Origin of the sequence: Actinosynnema sp. CA-299493 (assembly GCF_050946825.1) — a bacterium.
Taxonomy (GTDB): Bacteria; Actinomycetota; Actinomycetes; order Mycobacteriales; family Pseudonocardiaceae; genus Actinosynnema.
In genome coordinates, this window is record NZ_CP191993.1 from 214,169 (window position 1) to 230,625 (window position 16,457).

General features: G+C 71.3%; 16 protein-coding genes. 9 read left to right on the forward strand and 7 right to left on the reverse strand.

Going from position 1 to position 16,457, the window contains the following annotated elements; all coding sequences use genetic code 11:
• The first annotated feature begins 48 nt into the window (after positions 1–48).
• Positions 49–1,629: a hypothetical protein gene (locus ACQPYE_RS01075; protein WP_498718640.1), complete on the forward strand. Its 1,581-nt coding sequence runs from the start codon at positions 49–51 to the stop codon at positions 1,627–1,629.
• Between the two features lie 688 nt (positions 1,630–2,317).
• On the opposite strand, the gene ACQPYE_RS01080 is transcribed toward ACQPYE_RS01075, so the two are convergent.
• From ACQPYE_RS01080 to ACQPYE_RS01090, 3 genes are all read right to left on the reverse strand, one after another.
• Positions 2,318–2,575 (reverse strand): hypothetical protein, encoded by a 258-nt coding sequence (locus tag ACQPYE_RS01080; RefSeq protein ID WP_498718641.1) that lies wholly within the window; start codon positions 2,573–2,575, stop codon positions 2,318–2,320.
• A gap of 416 nt (positions 2,576–2,991) precedes the next feature.
• Positions 2,992–3,939, reverse strand: a complete 948-nt coding sequence (locus ACQPYE_RS01085; protein WP_498718642.1) for an HNH endonuclease — start codon at positions 3,937–3,939, stop codon at positions 2,992–2,994.
• Positions 3,940–4,013: 74 nt separating this feature from the next.
• Positions 4,014–5,093, reverse strand: coding sequence for an aldo/keto reductase (locus ACQPYE_RS01090; RefSeq protein WP_498718643.1), 1,080 nt, complete (start codon positions 5,091–5,093; stop codon positions 4,014–4,016).
• Positions 5,094–5,267: 174 nt separating this feature from the next.
• Here ACQPYE_RS01090 and ACQPYE_RS01095 point away from each other — a divergent pair, with 174 nt between their 5' ends.
• From ACQPYE_RS01095 to ACQPYE_RS01115, 5 genes are all read left to right on the forward strand, one after another.
• Positions 5,268–6,179: an AraC family transcriptional regulator gene (locus ACQPYE_RS01095; protein WP_498723096.1), complete on the forward strand. Its 912-nt coding sequence runs from the start codon at positions 5,268–5,270 to the stop codon at positions 6,177–6,179.
• A gap of 235 nt (positions 6,180–6,414) precedes the next feature.
• Positions 6,415–7,197, forward strand: coding sequence for a hypothetical protein (locus ACQPYE_RS01100; RefSeq protein WP_498718644.1), 783 nt, complete (start codon positions 6,415–6,417; stop codon positions 7,195–7,197).
• 92 nt (positions 7,198–7,289) lie between these two features.
• Positions 7,290–7,709 (forward strand): hypothetical protein, encoded by a 420-nt coding sequence (locus tag ACQPYE_RS01105; protein WP_498718645.1) that lies wholly within the window; start codon positions 7,290–7,292, stop codon positions 7,707–7,709.
• Position 7,710: 1 nt separating this feature from the next.
• Complete coding sequence (locus tag ACQPYE_RS01110) at positions 7,711–7,935, forward strand: helix-turn-helix transcriptional regulator (RefSeq protein ID WP_498718646.1); 225 nt, start codon at positions 7,711–7,713, stop codon at positions 7,933–7,935.
• A complete protein-coding gene (locus tag ACQPYE_RS01115; protein WP_498718648.1) occupies positions 7,932–8,894 on the forward strand; it encodes an NAD(P)-dependent alcohol dehydrogenase in 963 nt (320 codons plus the stop codon). The genes ACQPYE_RS01110 and ACQPYE_RS01115 overlap by 4 nt, the downstream gene beginning before the upstream one ends.
• Here the strand turns inward: ACQPYE_RS01115 and ACQPYE_RS01120 are convergent, their stop codons facing one another.
• Positions 8,895–10,892, reverse strand: coding sequence for a glycosyl hydrolase family 28-related protein (locus ACQPYE_RS01120; RefSeq protein WP_498718649.1), 1,998 nt, complete (start codon positions 10,890–10,892; stop codon positions 8,895–8,897).
• A gap of 135 nt (positions 10,893–11,027) precedes the next feature.
• Complete coding sequence (locus tag ACQPYE_RS01125) at positions 11,028–11,852, reverse strand: serine hydrolase domain-containing protein (protein WP_498718650.1); 825 nt, start codon at positions 11,850–11,852, stop codon at positions 11,028–11,030.
• Positions 11,853–11,869: 17 nt separating this feature from the next.
• Here ACQPYE_RS01125 and ACQPYE_RS01130 point away from each other — a divergent pair, with 17 nt between their 5' ends.
• A complete protein-coding gene (locus ACQPYE_RS01130; RefSeq protein ID WP_498718651.1) occupies positions 11,870–12,784 on the forward strand; it encodes a ribonuclease Z in 915 nt (304 codons plus the stop codon).
• Positions 12,785–12,786: 2 nt separating this feature from the next.
• Here ACQPYE_RS01130 and ACQPYE_RS01135 read toward each other — a convergent pair whose 3' ends face one another.
• Complete coding sequence (locus ACQPYE_RS01135; protein WP_498718652.1) at positions 12,787–13,707, reverse strand: NAD-dependent epimerase/dehydratase family protein; 921 nt, start codon at positions 13,705–13,707, stop codon at positions 12,787–12,789.
• Between the two features lie 117 nt (positions 13,708–13,824).
• Here ACQPYE_RS01135 and ACQPYE_RS01140 point away from each other — a divergent pair, with 117 nt between their 5' ends.
• Together ACQPYE_RS01140 and ACQPYE_RS01145 are read left to right on the forward strand one after the other, a co-directional pair.
• Positions 13,825–14,037 carry a hypothetical protein gene (locus ACQPYE_RS01140; RefSeq protein ID WP_498718653.1) on the forward strand — a complete coding sequence of 71 codons (213 nt, stop codon included), beginning with the start codon at positions 13,825–13,827 and terminating at the stop codon, positions 14,035–14,037.
• A 148-nt stretch (positions 14,038–14,185) separates the two neighbouring features.
• Positions 14,186–15,616, forward strand: coding sequence for a hypothetical protein (locus ACQPYE_RS01145; protein WP_498718654.1), 1,431 nt, complete (start codon positions 14,186–14,188; stop codon positions 15,614–15,616).
• Here ACQPYE_RS01145 and ACQPYE_RS01150 read toward each other — a convergent pair.
• Positions 15,606–16,394, reverse strand: coding sequence for a hypothetical protein (locus ACQPYE_RS01150; protein WP_498718655.1), 789 nt, complete (start codon positions 16,392–16,394; stop codon positions 15,606–15,608). The two genes, ACQPYE_RS01145 and ACQPYE_RS01150, sit on opposite strands and share 11 nt — an antisense overlap.
• Positions 16,395–16,457: the final 63 nt, after the last annotated feature.

Here is a 16,457-nt window from a genome sequence, read left to right on the forward strand (position 1 = left end):
TCTGAGTCAGGTGGGAAGTCCGCGGGCAGACCCCCCAAGATCGACGAGTTGGCTCTGCGTGAGCGCTACGGCGAGGCTGCGGTGGAGCTGATCACCCTGCTGTACCGGCTCCGTGACGAAGGCGGGTTCACCATCAAGCAGGCCGCGTTGGCCTGGGCTCGGCGCCACCCCGAGGACCCGTCGGCCGGCAGGGTTCTGGACCGGGACGGGGGAGTCGATCAGCGGCGGCTCTCGGAGTTGATGAAGATGCCCCAGCCGTTGCCCCGGGGTCTGGTCCAAGCGTTCGTGGATCTGTGGTTCGCCGGCCGTGAGCGAGGCGAGGCCGAACAGCGGGTGGCGCTGCAGACCGTTGACCGGCTCAACATCCTGGACGCGACCGTCCGCGCGGCGGCTGCGACCCCATCGACCCGCGCCAGGCTCACTGCCCACGGCGAGGCCGCCCCCGCGAACCGGGACGGAGGCCTTGTCCGGAAGTTGCAGGCCTCACTGGGTGAGGTCCGGGACGAGCGGGACAGGTTCCGCCACTTGGCCTTGGCGTTGGCCGTGATCATCCTGCAGCTCGACGACCAGCTGGAGTTCTTGCTCGGCACGGCCCCTTCGTCCTCCGGCGGTGACCGGCAGGAGACCGCTCGACACGCCGCCTTGCTGCAGACTCAACAGGCTCGCGCCGACCGACAACGCGACCAGGCGCTGCGTCAGATCGAACGCGCCATCGTCTTGACCTCGCGTATCCAGGACCGCATCGCCCAGTTGCGCGGCACCACCGTCGCACAAGCCCCCTCCAGCGCCGTCGAGCTGAGCCCTCTGCCTGTGCGCGACTCGGTCCTCACCGACAACGACAAGGCTCTCGACCGTGTGCAGGACATGCTCCCCAGCCCTCGACTCGACCAGACCGACAGCGTCGTCACCGCCGCCGACGAGGAGATAGTCCGCGACACCGGCGACACGCCGGACAATCTCGTGACCAGCAGTGACGCCGCCGTGTCAGCGGACAACGTCGAACGGCGTTGGCAGCGCCGGGCCATGATCGCCAGCACCCTGATCGGTCTCGGTAGCGCCGTCGCGATCCTGGGAGTGCTCGTCTATCAAGGCCTGTCCGGCCAGAACGGCGGCAACGGCGGGTTCACCACCCAGATCACATTGCCCTCCACGTCGTCGCAGTCGACCACGTCCTCGTCGGCTTCCAGCGCCGCGCCCGCCACGCCGGTGCTCGTGGTGCCCGTCCACCCCGACTACCCGTTCAACTTCTACAACGACTCCTTAGCCCCTCGCGTGAGCCGGCCCGACCCGAGCAGCTACAGCCTGACCTGGGATATCGACGGCTCGGAGAAGACGGTCATGCTGTTCACCGGTCGCGGTGAGGCGTACAGCAACTGGGGCTACGCCATCACCATCCGAGGTACCCTGACCAACACCGGCGACTGCGCGCCCACCGTCCGGTTCATCGAAGGCGACCAGGCGATCACAGAGCGGATCAGCGTCACGCTCCCTGCGAACAGCGGCTCCACGCCCGTCGACGTCGAGCAGTTCGGCACCGGGGAATGGGGCCTCTACGTCAAGATCCTTCCTGTCCGCCCCGACTGCACCGGCCAGCTGACCTGGACCATCACCGACATCGTCATCCCCTGACCACCGCCCCGCGCCGTTTCGCGCGTCAACGCCGGACTACTGGCCGGGCGGGAGTCGGCCACTGGTTCGCCACCCCGTCGCACCGGGCGCGGCTGCAGCGGCCCGGCGCGACGGGGTGGGGGCTACGGCGTCAAGTCCCATAGGCTGCGGGCGAGTTCCGTCAGCCGCAGCGCCACGATCGAGGTAGTGGTCCATTCGGCCATCCGGCGGATCACCTCGTGTGGTGATACCTATGAGTTCTGCGAACGACAGGCCGGTTGCTCGCGGCCCTGGGTGTGAAGACCGGCGCGCTTCTTCTCGAAGTCGCGATGAGCGCGGCGATCCTGGATGATCTCTTGACCTCGGACGCGCAAGGTGCGATCCTTCGGGGGCATCGCAGGATAGCGCTCTCTTGTAGGAATCCCAGCCCGCGTGGGGACACCCATGTCCGGGATGAGGTTCAACTACAGAGGGAGCGGAAATGTCCAAGAAGCGAGCCAACCGCCGCAACAGTCACGAGGTCTCGTGCCGTAGGCGGACCCACATCACCCGCTTGATCCAGATCGTGTTGTTCGTTCTGGGCCAAGTGTTTCAGCTCATCACCGACTAGTTCCAAGCGTCAGGAGTCGGGCCTGCCTCGGCTCCTGACGCTGTTTTCAGCGAGATCACTGACAACCTGACTTGCTGCCTGTGCAGAAGGCGGGCAGTGCTACTCGTCAACGGCCAAGCGCTCGATCACAGCCTGCTTGTCGGCGTCGGTAGGCAGGCTGTAGCGGCGGGTGGTCTCCAGGGACTGGCTGAGGATCTCGGCGTCGCGGCTGACTTCCAGGCCCGCGTCGTCGGCGATGGCGCGCAGCTCGTCGTAGGCGGCGCGCGTGGTCAGCCGGCCGCCGCAGCGGTTGAGGAACAACGCGGGGTTGTCGGCCGCGCCGAGCCAGGTGACGCGTTCGGCGAGCCATTCGTCCAAGGCGATGGGTCTAGCCCTGAAGGGCAGGTCAAGCAACTAATGAGAGGGCTGGGCGGAGGTCTGGGTCTGGAGGACAACGACCTAGGTCCAGTGCAGGATGGAGGGGTCTTGAAGGAGGTCGCAGTCCGGCCCCGTCCAGCTCCATTCGAACTGTCGCAGCAGTAGCGTTGACCAGAGCAAAAGGACCTTCAAGCACCTTCGCGAACGGTCGGCAACGGAACTGCGAATCAAAAAGTTGCAGGTTCGGATCCTGCCGAGCACCAGGTCAGAGGCCCTGTGGAGATTCGTCTACAGGGCCTCTTTGTGTGGAAGCTGGGAAATGCACTGCCATCACCTCAGGTCTCCGGGTCATCGGACCGCGGGGTGCACTGCTGATGATCGCCGACGGCGCGGTCGGATGAGTGGGTATCGGTGGCTCAGGGGCGGTGCATGGTCCAGTGCTTCGCGATCCAGTGCTCTTGGCGCTCGGTGAGTGTTACGTGCAGCTTTTCGCCTTGGAGGCGGCGGTACTCGGGGTAGGTGCGGATGGTCTCGGAGACGTCGATGGTGTGGTCCTGCGGGTGGACGGCGAGGTGACCGAGGTCGAAGAGGCGGTGCACGTCGCGGCGGAGCAGGAGGCCGCCCTGGTCGTGGTGCCGCCCGTCGGCGGCGAAGCTGGTCAAGTGGGCGGCTTCGAGCGCGGAGTGCGGGGTGGGACCGGTGAACGCGCAGGTGTCGTCGTACTTCTCCAGGAGCAGTCGGCGGAAGGCCCCCTGCCCCCGCCGGACCCGCACGACCGCCGTGGTGTGGCCGCCCTCCAGCGCGGTCGCCAAAGCGGCCTCGACGGGCGACAAGGACGGCTGGCCGGGAGCTTCCCGCACGGCCTCCTGGAATCTCGCGTAGTCGATTTGGCGGATGCTGAGCTGCGACTTCGGCAGCGTGCACAGCCCGCGCAGCCGGTCACCGGTCAGCTCCCCGGTGAGATCGACCCAGGCGATGTCGTGGTGTGAGCGGTAGGTGGTGACGACTTTCCGGGTGGTGACGACCTCCGCCTCCTCGAACGTGCCGGTGCACTTGGAGCACCGGTAGGGCGGGTCCTCGGTCTTGCGCAGCTTGATGCCGGCCTTACCGCAGTGCGGACAGCGGTGGAGGGCCTTCTCCTCCTCGCCGACGACGACCTCCTCGATCACCGAGGCTCCCAACAGCACCTTCTTGTCCCACAGGACGATCACGTCACCCGCCTGCGGTAGCTGGTGGTTCGGGACCGAGCTGTCCCAGCTGTAGTGGGCCGCCGGGGAGTCGTCGTAGCCGTCGTTGCTGCGGCGCGGCCGGTCGTCTCCGACGGAGAGCATCAACCACGCGCCCCGCTGTGCGTCCGTCCGCATGATCCCCCCACGACGATGCAACCGTTCCGCGAAGGTCATCGCCACGCACTCGTGTCGCGTTAGGCGGAAGGCGGTCAGTAGCGGATGTCGCTCTGCGAAAGCGGTGGGTAGATGGTGGAGGGCTCGTCGTCCACCGTGGTGCCGGCGAACTGGAGCATCGCGCGGACCGGGCCGTTGAGGGCGGCGGGGTAGTTCAGGGTCGGTTGCGAGACCTCGTCCAGCGCACGCAGGTGGGTCGCGTCGAGGACGACGTCCAAGGCCGCCAGGTTGTCCTCCAGGTGCGCGACGCGACGAGCGCCGAGGATCGGGACGACGGTGCCCGAACGCGCCCGCAGCCACGCCAGCGCGACCGCCGCGGAGGACGTGCCGAGCGAGTCCGCGACGGCGCGCACCACGTCGATGACGGCGTGCTGCTCCTCGCTCGGACCGCCGACGAACGCCGCACGCGCCGAGTCGACCACCGCGTCCCGCCGGTACTTGCCGGACAGGAAGCCGTTCTTCAACGGGCTCCACGGCACCAGCGCCATGCCCTGGTCGAGCGCGAGCGGCGCGAGTTCGCCTTCGACGGTTCGGGCCAGCAGCGAGTACTCGACCTGCAAGGCGATCAACGGCGTCCAGCCGCGCAGCAGCGCCGTGGTCTGGGCCTGGGCCGTCACCCAGGCAGGCGTGTTGGAGAACCCGATGTAGCGGACCTTCCCCGCGCGCACCACGTCGTCCAACGCCCTCATGGTTTCCTCGACCGGGGTGTTGCGGTCCCAGTTGTGCAGCCAGTACACGTCCAGGTAGTCCGTCCGCAGCCGACGCAGCGTGTCGTGCAGCTGGCGCACGATCGACCCACGTCCGGCGCCGCCGCCGTTCGGGTCGCCGGGGAAGAGGTTGGCGAAGAACTTCGACGCCAGCACCACCCGGTCACGCCGGCCGGGACGGGACGCGAAGTAGTCGCCGAGGATCTTCTCCGAGTGCCCGTTGGTGTAGAAGTTGGCCGTGTCGACGAAGTTGCCGCCGTGGTCGAGGTAGGCGCCGAGGATGCGTTCCGACTCCTCGACGTCGCACCCGGCGCCACCGGGGTCCTCGCCGAACGTCATCGCGCCGAGCGCGAACGGGCTGACCCGAAGTCCGGAACGGCCCAGGGTGACGTAGTGGTCCAGTGGCATGTCAAGCTCCTCTGCGAGGGTTTCTCCGGGACTCCCCAATCCCATCGCGCACGCGTCCGGCGAGGTAGACCGATCCGCTCGACCTCTTGCACGATCCTGCCGACTTCACCCGGATCAGGCTTGCGGACGGACGGCCCGGGGTGCTTCCGTCGACCGGTGCGCGCCACCGCCGACCTGCTCACCGAGATCCGCCGCCTGATCACCACCCACGCGCGCCCCGACCCGCGGACGCGCATCGACGGCCTGCTGCTGTCCCACGTCGACACGGCCGCCCCGGACTACTCGCTCACCGAGCCGCTGCTGGTCGTGATGGCGCGGGGCGGCAAGCGCCTGCTGCTCGGCGACCAGGTGCACGAGTACCGCGCCGGCCAGTACCTGATCGTCACGGCCGACCTGCCGGTCACCGGTCACTACCTCGACACGCCGTCGTCGGGGGTCGGCCTGGTGCTGCGCCCGTCCGCCATCGCCCCGCTCGTGCTCGACACGCCGCGCACCCGCGTCACCACCGGCCCACCGGCTATGGCGACCGGCCGGGCGGACGTCGACCTGCTCGACGCCGTGGCCCGCCTGCTGCGCCTGCTCGACCACCCGGCGGACGCGCCCGTGCTCGCGCCGCTGGTCGAGCGGGAGATCCTCTGGCGCGTGCTGACCGGCCCGGACGGCGCCGTCCTGCGGCAGATCGGCCTGGCCGACAGCAGCTTGTCGCAGGTCAACCGCGCGATCCGGTGGATCCGCGACAACTACGCCGAACCGGTGCGCGTCGCCGACCTCGCGCGGCTGGCCGGGATGAGCCCGTCGGCGTTCCACCGGCACTTCCGCGCGATCACGGCCATGAGCCCGGTGCAGTTCCAGAAGCGCATCCGGCTCCAGGAGGCACGTTCGCTGCTCGCCGCACGTCCCGGTGACGTCGCCGGTGTCGGCCACCTCGTCGGCTACGACAGCCCGTCCCAGTTCAACCGCGAGTACCGCCGCCTGTTCGGCTCACCACCCGGCCGCGACGCCGCCCGCCTGCGCGCCGACACCGTGCCTCACCTGCCCGCCGACGCCGGCCGTCCACGCGCGGACGCCGTGCCGCGCCTGCCGTGAAAAATCCCCGGCCGGCGTGACAACCCGGTCGTGCGGGAGGACGTTCATCCTGGTTGTGTTCTTCGGACGGAGTACCGGGGGGGGGGGGGGCTGCCCGACGCCCGCTTCGAGGAGTTCGTGCGCGCGCAGTCGCCCGGCCTGCTGCGCTTGGCGTTCCTGCTGGTCAACGACCGAGGGCACGCCGAGGACCTCGTGCAGACCGCCCTGCTGAGGATCGCGCTGCGGCGCGGACGAGGTGCCGCCCACCCTGCTGCCGTCGCTGGCCAAGCGCTACGGCCGCCGCGTCGCCCTCCGCCGCGCGGGACTCGCCGCGGCGCCGGTCGTGCTCGCGCTCGCGGTCGGGATCGTGGCCGCGCGCCCCGGTTCGACCCCGCCGGACGCGCACCACCCGTCCTCGTCGGTCACCGGGGCGCCGAACGTGGACATCACGCTGGTGGCGCGGCAGGTCACGACCGCCCTCGACGGCGTCGACGGCTGGGTCGTGCGCCGGACCACGACCGAGGAGTCCGGCAAGTACGGCAAGCCGGGCCGACCCGCCGTCCACGACAACCACAGCCTCGGCGACGGCACCGCGTTCCGGTCGTCGGTCCTGGTGGGCGGTGAGCTCGTCATCGACACCAGCATCGAACGCGACGGGGCCACCACCTCGGTCGACCACGTGAACCGGACGTGGCGGCACACCCCGGGGTACCACTCGCCGGGGGAAGCCGTGGCGGACACCGACGTGCTGACCCCGGCCCGGATCAAGCAGGCGCTCGCCGACGGACGGCTGCGCGTCGTCGCCCAGGGCGAGCCCGTCAACGGCAAGCCGACCGTCCACCTGGAAGGCGACCTCGGGCTGAAGGCCACGCCGCCCGTGGGCCTCTGGGTCGACCTCGGGACGTGGCTCCCGGTGCGGCAGCAGTACCTCCAGGACGACGCCACGCCGCCGGCGGACCTGACGTGGCTGCCGCCGACCCCGGAGAACCTGGACAAGCTCGTCGCACCCGTGCCGGACGGGTTCACCGAAGTGCGGTGAGCACGGTCGCGCGATGTCAAAGATGCTTGACATCGTGTCAAGCAGGGCTGACACTGACGATGTCAAGTTTCCTTTACATCGGAGGGTGGGCGATGTCGTACGAGGAGAAGGGGACCTGGGTGTACCTGGTGGTCAGCGCGCTGACCTACCTCGGGTACGTCGTGGTCGTGCTGGGCCGCGCCGGCGACGGGCCGGTGGCCGAGGTGTCCTACGTGGCGCCCCTGCTGTGGGCCATCGGGATCTCCGTCGGGCTGGCCGTGGTCGGCCGGGTCGCGCTGGAGATCGCCGAGCCGAGCGAGAGCCACCGGGCCGACGCCCGGGACCGCGACGTCAACCGGTTCGGCGAGCACCTGGCCGCCGTCGTGCTCGGCGTCGGCATGGTGCTGCCGTTCGGGCTGGCGCTGGCCGAGGCGCCGCACTTCTGGATCGCCAACGCGATCTTCCTGGTGTTCAACGTGTGGGCCGTGTTCGGGGCCGCGGTCAAGCTCGTCGCGTACCGCCGGGGGTTCTGAGGTGGGCAAGCCGACCAGGATCACCAACTCGATCCGCGCGCTCCGCTTCGCGCACGGCGAGATGACGCAGGCCGAGCTGGCCCGCCGCCTCGACGTCACGCGCCAGACCGTCATCGCCATCGAGCAGGGCCGCTACTCGCCCTCGCTGGAGATGGCGTTCCAGCTCGCCCGCGTCTTCGACGTGCCGCTGGGCGACGTGTTCCAGTACCCGGAGGACGACTCGTGAGAGCGATCACCCAGGACGCGTACGGCGTCCCCGAAGAAGTGCTGCGCCTGCGAGACGTGGACAAGCCCGAGGTCGGTGACGGCGAGGTGCTGGTGCGCGTGCGGGCCGCCGCCGTCTCCGGCTCCGACTGGCACATCCTGCGCGGCCTGCCCTACGCGGCACGGCCGGTGGTCGGGGTGCGGCGTCCCCGCAACAGGGTGCCCGGCCTGGAGATGGCCGGCACGGTCGAGGCGGTCGGTCGGGGCGTGACCGGCACGAAGGTCGGCGACGAGGTGTTCGGATGGTGCTCCGGCGCGTTCTGCGAGTACGTCGCCGTGCCCGAGGGCCAGGTGACGGCCAAGCCCGCCAACCTCACGCCGGAGCAGGCGGCGGCCGTGCCGATCGCCGGGTTCACCGCGTTGCAGGCCGTCCGGGACGCGGGACGGGTGCGCGCCGGGCAGGAGGTGCTGGTGCTGGGCGCTTCGGGGTGCGTCGGGGTGTACGCCGTGCAGCTGGCCAAGCACCACGGCGCCGAGGTGACCGCGGTGTGCGGCGCGGCGAAGGCGGACCTGGTCGCGGGGCTCGGCGCGGACCACGTGCTCGACTACGCGGCCGGACCGTTGGCCGCGAGCGGTTTCGACGTCGTGCTCGACCTGTACGGCAACCCGTCGTTGCGCACGTTGCGGCGACTGCTGAAGCCGGGTGGGACGGTCGCGCTCGTCGGCGGCACGGGCGGTCGGTGGTTCATGGGCACCGACCGGTGGCTCCGGGCGGTGGTCGCGGCGCCGTTCCTGGGCATCAAGGCGCGACCGCTGGTGCACGAGGACCGCCTGGACGACCTCGTGCTGCTCCGCGACCTGATCGAAGCGGGTGCGCTGACGCCCGTGCTGGACCGCACCTACCCGCTGGCCGAGGCCGCCGCCGCGATCGAGGACGTGCGGCGTGGCCGGGTGCGCGGCCACGCCGTCGTCACGCCCTAGTCACCACCCCGACGGCGCGGGCGGCGGGACGACCGGGGGACGGTCGTCGCACGTGATCGTGTTCGGCAGCAGCCACGGCGCGAGCCAGCCGTCGTTGCCGCCGCGGTCGGTCAGCGAGAACTCCGAGCCGGTGGCCGGGAAGCTGAACGAACCGCAGTTGTTCACCGGCACCGCGCCGACGTTGCGGGCGTCCACGTTCTCGAACGTCGCCGAACCGGCCGCCCGCGCGCTCACCACGGACGTGCCCGTGCCGTCGACGCGGACGTCCCGGAAGTGCACGCCGGTGATCGAGTGGAGGTCCTTCACCGACCACTCGCTCACCAGCATGATCGCGTTGTAGGTGTTGTCCAGGAAGTGGTTGCCCACCACGCGCACGTCCGCGTCGATGTCCCCCTCCAACGCGTAGAACCAGATCGCGCCCAGCCCGATGTTCCAGTTCAGCTCGTGCGTGCCGGCCCGGACGGTGGTGTTGTCGGTGATCAGGACCTGCCCGGTGAACGGCTGCGCGCCGAACCGCGACCCGAGCTGGATGCCGCTGCCCTCGCGCACCGGGTCGGCGACCAGGTTGCCCACCAGGGCGTTGTCCGTGCCGCCGTACAGGGCGATGCCGTTGGCCAGCACGGGTGACTGCACGGTGTTGCGCTCGAAGCGGTTGCGCGCGTCCTGCTGGTGCTCGGACCACATGGCCAGGCCGTCGTCACCGGTGTTGCGGATGAAGTTGTTGCGCACCACCGAGTCCGTGACGCCGGTGTGGAGGTTCAGCGCGTCCGCGACCTGGTCGACCACGATGTTGTCGGTGACCGAGACGTTCGACATCGGACCGTCGAACCACAGGCCGACCTTGGTGTGGCGCAGGTGGAGGCCGCGGATGGTGGAGTCGCTGAGGGCGCCGCCGATCCCGTTGACCTGGTCGGTGTCGACCCGCTCGCGCACGTCGCCCTCGACGGCGAACCCGCGCAGGTGGACGTTGCGACTGCCGCCCTCGGCCGCCGGCTTGCCGTAGAAGCCGACTCCGGTGTGGACGGAGCCGTCCGGCGCGGGGGTGGGGAGGGCGACTTCACGGCCCTTGATCACGGTGTGCCAGTTGCCCGCGCCCTCGATCGTCACGTCGTCCACGACGATGTGCCGGTTGACCTGGAACGTGCCCGGCGGCACGGACACCGGCAGCCGGTGGCGCTTGGCGAAGGCGATGGCGCGGTCGAAGGCGTCGGCCGAGTCGCGCCGGCCGGTCGGGTCCGCGCCGAAGAGCAGCACGTTCGCCGCGACCGGGTTGACGCGCGGTGGCGCGACCAGCTCGGTGTCCAGCAGGTCGATCACGGTCCACGCGGCGTTCGTGCCGGCGGGCGCGGTGAGGCGGACCCGGTCGCCGGCGCGGTGGGTCCGGCCGAGCTTCAGGCGCTGCTCGTCGTAGAAGTGACTGGGGCGGAACGGCTTCCGGATGACCGGCGAAGGCGTGGTCTGGGACGGCACGCAAGCGCACTCGGTGATCCACCAGTCCGGGTGCAGCAGGTCGGCGTTCGGGTCGTTGGTGAAGGGGTACTGGTTGTAGAGCCACGCGTACTGCGAGGTGAGCGTCATCGTCTTGCGGTGCTTGCCGTTCACCGTCACGTCCAGCGGCGCGGTGATGCCGCCGCCGGTCGGGGCGTCCGGGATGCTGTAGCGGACGGTGATCGCGTCGGCGGCCTTCGGCAGGGTGAACTCGACGTGCTGACCGGGCGCGAGCCGGACCGCCCGCCGACCGGACGCCTCGGACGGCAGCGTGTACGCCGTCCGGTCGGGCCCGATGACCGTGCCGGTCGTGGTGGCGTTCTCCGCCTCCTGCTCGACGAACGCCACGTCCGCGCCCCGGCCCGCGACGAGCGCGGGGTCCAGCGCGGCCCGGGTGACGACGGGCGCGGGCGCGACGTCTACGACAGGCGCGGCGCCGGCGGTGGGCACTGCGAGGCCCGCCGCCACCACCGCGACGACCACGCCGAACCTGGCGGATATCCGCAACATCGAGGACTCGTTTCTCTCAAGGCCGGGGAGGCGACCTTAGGCACGCTGTGGCGTGCCTCACAAGAGCTTGCCGAGTCTTTTCACGAATCTGTCAATGACTTGCGTAGATCGAACACCGGCTTGCGGTGGCTGACGTCAACCCCGGGCGCGACCCAGCTCCGCCAGCACCCCGTCGGTGAACGCGGGCCACGCCTGTGCCGCCCACTCGCCGAACTTGCGGTCGGTCAGCGCCACGCACGCGACACCGGCATCCGGGTCGACCCACAGGAACGTGCCGCTCTGCCCGAAGTGCCCGAACGTCCGCGGCGAGCTGGCCGTGCCGGTCCAGTGCGGCGACTTGCCCGCCCGGATCTCGAACCCCAGACCCCAGTCGTTCTCCTTCTGCGACCCGAACCCCGGCAGCACGCCGCGCAGCCCCGGGAACGCCACCGCCGTCGCCTCCGCCACCTGCTCGGCCGACACCAGCTTCGGCTCCTGCACCTCCGCCGCGAACCGGACCAGGTCGGCCACCGTGGACACCCCGCCCGCGCCCGCCGAGCCGTCCAGCACCGACGACGCCATGCCCAGCGGCTCGAACACCGCCTCCGCCAGGTACCGCGCGAACGGGATACCGGTCGCCTCCGCGACGAAGTCCGCGAGCACCTGGAAACCGGTGTTGGAGTAGATCCGCCTGGTGCCCGGCGCGGCCTGGACGTCGGCCGAGTCGAACGCCAACCCGGACGTGTGCGCGATCAGGTGCCGCACCGTCGACCCCTCGGGCCCGGCCGGCTGGTCCCACTCGACCGCGCCCTCCTCCACCGCCACCAGCACCGCGTACGACGTCAGCAGCTTGGTCACCGAGGCCAGCGGGAACCGGTGGTCGACCGGTCCGTGCGAGCCGAGCACCTCGCCCCGCGCGTCGACCACGGCCGTCGCCGCGGTGTCCACCGGCCACGACGACAGCGCCTGCAAGCTCTCCATGCCGCAGACTCTGCCACGTGTCACCACGAGAGCTGGTCGTGCTCGGCACCGCGAGCCAGGTGCCGACCCGCGCCCGCAACCACAACGGCTACCTGCTGCGCTGGGACGCCGAGGGCTTCCTCTTCGACCCGGGCGACGGCACGCAGCGGCAGATGGCGCGCGCGGGCGTGGCGGTCACCGACGTCACCAGGCTCTTCATCACCCACTTCCACGGCGACCACTGCCTCGGCGTGCCGGGCGTGGTGCAGCGCATGTCGCTCGACCGGGTGCCGCACACCGTGCACGCGCACTTCCCCGCCGAGGGCGCGGAGTACTTCGACCGGCTCCGGCACGCCAGCTCCTTCCACGACGTGGCGGACGTCCGCGCGCAGCCGGTCACCGGGCCGGGCGTGCTCGCCGAGGGGCCGTTCGGCCGGCTGGAGGCGCGGCGACTCGACCACACGCTGCCCGCGTACGGCTACCGCCTGGTCGAGCCGGACGGCCGCACGATGATCCCCGAACGGCTGGCCGCCCACGGCATCCGGGGCCGCGCGATCCGCGACCTCCGGCCGCCGCTGCTGGACGAGGTGAGCGTGGCGCGCCGGGGCCAGCGGTTCGCCTTCGTGATGGACACCCGGCTCTGCGACGGGGTGTTCGAGCTCGCCGACGGGGCCGACATGCTGGTCATCGAGTCGACGTTCCTGCACGAGGACGAGGCGCTGGCGGTCGAGTACGGCCACCTCACGGCCCGTCAGGCGGCCCGGGTCGCGGCCGAGTGCGGCGTGCGCAAGCTGGTCCTCACCCACTTCTCGCAGCGCTACCCCGACCCCCGCCTGTTCCACGCCGAGGCCGCCGAGGTGTTCGCCGGCGACCTCGTCGTGGCCGCCGACCTGGACCGCGTCCCACTGCCCCGACGGCGTGAGACCACCGAACCTGTCGGACCCCGTCGGTAGGATCACTTCAAGGGTTCCCCTTGGCGGGGACCCTTGCGAAGCTGTCCGGACCTGCCCGGACGGGCCTCCGTCACCGGGCGGGCCTCCGCTGCCCGGCGCGACGTCTCGGCCGCCCACTGGTCGCGGACCAGGGTGTCCAGGTCCGAGCAGACGGGTTGCCAGCCCGACGAGCGCAGCGCGGTCGTGTCGGCACGCAGTTCGCGCGCCTCGCCGGGGTGCGCGGGCCGCCGCACGACCGCCACCTCCCGGCCGGTCACCCGGGCCACCGAGGCCAGCACGTCGGCCACGCTCGCCGGCGTCGCGCCCACGTTCAGCGCCACGTACCCGTCCCCGTCGCGCTCCACCGCCGTCACGAACGCCCGCGCCACGTCGCGCACGTGCACGAAGTCCCGCACCGCCGACCCGTCCCCGAACACCTCCATCGACGGCAGCCGCCCGGACGCCACCCCGCACGCCCTGGTGATCACGCGCGTGTCGTCCTCATCCCCGCCACCGGCGACGTTGAACAGCCGCAGCGCCACCCCGCTCACCCGGCCCGCCGCGGCGGCCCACGCCAGCACGTCCTCGGCGGCGGCCTTGGAAGCCGCGTAAGGACTGCCCGGCGCGCGCGGGCAGGACTCGTAGATCATCGCGACGGCCGACCCGTACACGCCGGCCGTGGACGCCAGCACGAACCGCGGCGGCGGCGAGCGCAGCAGGTTCACCGTGCCGCCCACGTTCACGTCGTAGAACCGCACGGGATCGCCGAACGACTCGCGCACCCGCGCGAGGCCCGCCAGGTGCACGACCGCGTCGACCGGCCCGTCGAGCGCCCCCACCCGGACGTCACCCGAAAAGGGGATAGGTGTGTGGCCCGCGGCGGACAACTCCGCCGACACCACCCGTCCGATGTACCCGGTCGACCCGGTGACCACAACGCGCATGGTCACATCCCAGCACGTCCACGGCGCCGTTCGCGTTCTTGAACTCGGTGCGAATTCACCCTAAAGGTCGGGACCGGTGGGGCCGATACAACCCAAGTGAGTTACCCGCATCCAGCCATGCACCCGAGCATCGAGGGCGTTCTCGCCGAGCACGCCGCGCACGAGGCCAAGCGCCAGCGGTTCCTGGAGACCGCCGCCGCGATCGTGGCCGCCGCGCCTCCGTCGGTGGACGACACGCTGCTGGGCCTGCTGCTCCCGTTCCCCGGGGGCCGGGGTCCGCGTGCCTTCCTGAACCGGGTTGACCAGGTACTTCGCGACGCCGCTCGATGATCTCGCGCACCCGCCCCTGATCCCATCGGCAAGTTCCATCGCTCGTTGCCGGACCGTGCTGGGCCGATCCCATCGGCTGCCTCTACAGTGCGTGGCACCGGCGCTCGCCGGCTGTCTCGTCTGCTTCTCATAAAGCGAGTTCTCGGCGATGGATGACGTCCTTTCCGCGCTTCAAGCGCGCCTCGGCACCCTGTTCGGCGACCGGTTGGTCGTGCTCGCGGGCGGCACCCGGTTGAGCAGTCGCGTCGGCGAGCTGCACCAGCTCGGCGCCCGCCACACGCTCGTGCTGTCGACGGACGACCACGCGCCGCTGCACGACTCGGAAGTCGCCCGCTGGGTGCCGCTCGGCATCGCGGGCGGCTTCGTCGCGGTCGAGCAGAACCGGCTCACCAGACTGCTCACCTCGCCCGACCGAGAGGTCCGCGCGGTGCTGGAGGACTTCGACCCGCGCGGCGAGGCGCTGGTGATCAGCACGCCGTACGTGCACACGCCGGAGTTCGCGGGCCGTCCCGTGCTCAACGCCCGCCGCCCCGAGTGGGTGGAGCTGGAGAACAAGACGACGATCGACGGCCTGTGGGACGAGCTGTCCGCGCCCCGCGCGCCCGCCGTCGTGCTCGGCCTCGACTTCGACGGCCTGTGGGCGGCGACCCAGCGCCTGGACCGCGGCGCGGGCGTCGTCTGGTCCGGCGACGGCCCGGCGATCAACGGCGGCGCGAACTTCGTCCGCCGCGTCCGCGACCGGCAGGAGGCGCAGGACGCGTTCGACGTGCTCGCGGCCAAGTGCGAGTTCGTCCGGGTGATGCCGTTCCTGGAGGGCATCCCGGTGAGCGTGCACGGGATCGTGTTCCCGGACGGCACCGCCGTGCTGCGGCCGATCGAGATGGTCGTGCCGCGCCGCGCGGGCCAGGCCCGGTTCCTGTACGCGGGCTGCGCCTCCTACTACGACCCGCCCGCGCGGATCCGCGAGGAGATGCGCAACCTGGCCCGCCGGGTCGGCGAGCGGCTGCGCGAGTCGGTCGACTACCGCGGCACGTTCACCCTCGACGGCATCGCCACCGCCGACGGCTTCCTGCCCACCGAGATCAACACCCGCTACGGCGGCGCGATGGTGTGCTTCGAGGACGCCCTGCCGCAGCTGCCGCTGGCGCTCGTGCAGGTCGCGCTGGTGGCCGGGCACGACCTCGGCGTGTCGTCCATCGAGTTCGAGGAGCTGCTGGTCTCCGCCGCGGACGACTACCGGCACGGCTCGGTCGGCGCGAACGTCCGCGCGGTCCACCCGACCGAGGTGGTGGAACGCTCGATCGTGTTCACCGAGTGGTCGTGCCGGTTCGCGCACCCCGAGGAGGCGCCGCACGGCGTGCTGCGCCTGCGCCCGTCCCCGCTCGGCGCGCGGCTGGAGCTGGACTTCTACGCCGACCAGCTGCCGCCGGCCCGTCCGGTGGTGGCGCTGACCGTGGCCGCGTTCGCCCTCGCCGACCAGGAGTGGGGCACCGCGCTCGGCCCGCTGGAGCCGGCGGTGCCGGTCGCCGACGACGAAGCCGCCGCCGCGGTCGTGGAGCCGACCGCCGTCACGGCGTGACCGTCACGCCTTCCTCGCCGTCGCCGTAAGCGGCGAGGAAGGCGTACCGGTAGCCCATCAGCTGCATGGTCACGTACGGCGGCTGGTGGTGCGGGTAGGCCTTGTCCCGGTAGGCGCGCAGCAGCTCCGGGTTGCACTGCGCGGTGGCGCGCAGCACCGCCGGCGTGATCGGCGCGTCGCTCACGAGGTGCAGCGCGACCCGGGCCGCCAGGGCGAGCAGCCGGGGCGAGCGGTCGGCGGAGGCCAGGGCCTCGGCCACGGCCGCCACGTGCCGCGGCACGGCCTCGGGCACCGCGATCGCCAGCGCCATGGAGCAGGCCACCTCCGCGCCGGCCAGCGCCTCGAACACCTTCGGCGCGCCCTTGGCCACCTCGTACCGCGTCTGCGTGATCCAGTCCGGCGGCCGGCGCGGCAGCTCGCGCCCGAGCGCGTTCCAGCGGCGGCGGGTGCGCTTGCCGTCGTCGGTGAACCCCGCGCTCGCCAACGCCATCGCGGCCAGCAGGAAGATCACCCGATCGCGGCTGTCCGCGGGCACCCGGTAGCTCGCGCCCACCTCCACCAGGAAGGGCACGGCCCACACGCTCGCCTCCGACACCGTGTCGTCGACGAGCAGCCGGGCGGCGAGGGTCCGGCACGCCGCCTCACGCGTGCCGCCTTCGTCGTGCACGACGCGGCGGAGGAGGTCGTCCACGCCCGCCCCGTGGGCGAGCACCGACCAGGGCATGTCCTCCAGTCCACGCAACGGATCCGGCCGTTGCCACGCAGGTGGGAGCTCCATGGCGCGCAACGTACGCGATCACGGTGATCGGTACCGGTGGGATCACTCGCCTGAGGGTGGTGC

Coding starts and splice junctions, on each gene's coding strand:
- ACQPYE_RS01090 (WP_498718643.1), bottom strand. CDS start 5,093: ATGCCACTGGACCACTACGTCACCCTGGGCCGTTCCGGACTTCGGGTC.
- ACQPYE_RS01125 (WP_498718650.1), bottom strand. CDS start 11,852: ATGGAGAGCTTGCAGGCGCTGTCGTCGTGGCCGGTGGACACCGCGGCG.
- ACQPYE_RS01150 (WP_498718655.1), bottom strand. CDS start 16,394: ATGGAGCTCCCACCTGCGTGGCAACGGCCGGATCCGTTGCGTGGACTG.
- ACQPYE_RS01120 (WP_498718649.1), bottom strand. CDS start 10,892: ATGTTGCGGATATCCGCCAGGTTCGGCGTGGTCGTCGCGGTGGTGGCG.
- ACQPYE_RS01105 (WP_498718645.1), top strand. CDS start 7,290: ATGTCGTACGAGGAGAAGGGGACCTGGGTGTACCTGGTGGTCAGCGCG.
- ACQPYE_RS01085 (WP_498718642.1), bottom strand. CDS start 3,939: ATGCGGACGGACGCACAGCGGGGCGCGTGGTTGATGCTCTCCGTCGGA.
- ACQPYE_RS01135 (WP_498718652.1), bottom strand. CDS start 13,707: ATGCGCGTTGTGGTCACCGGGTCGACCGGGTACATCGGACGGGTGGTG.
- ACQPYE_RS01145 (WP_498718654.1), top strand. CDS start 14,186: ATGGATGACGTCCTTTCCGCGCTTCAAGCGCGCCTCGGCACCCTGTTC.
- ACQPYE_RS01140 (WP_498718653.1), top strand. CDS start 13,825: ATGCACCCGAGCATCGAGGGCGTTCTCGCCGAGCACGCCGCGCACGAG.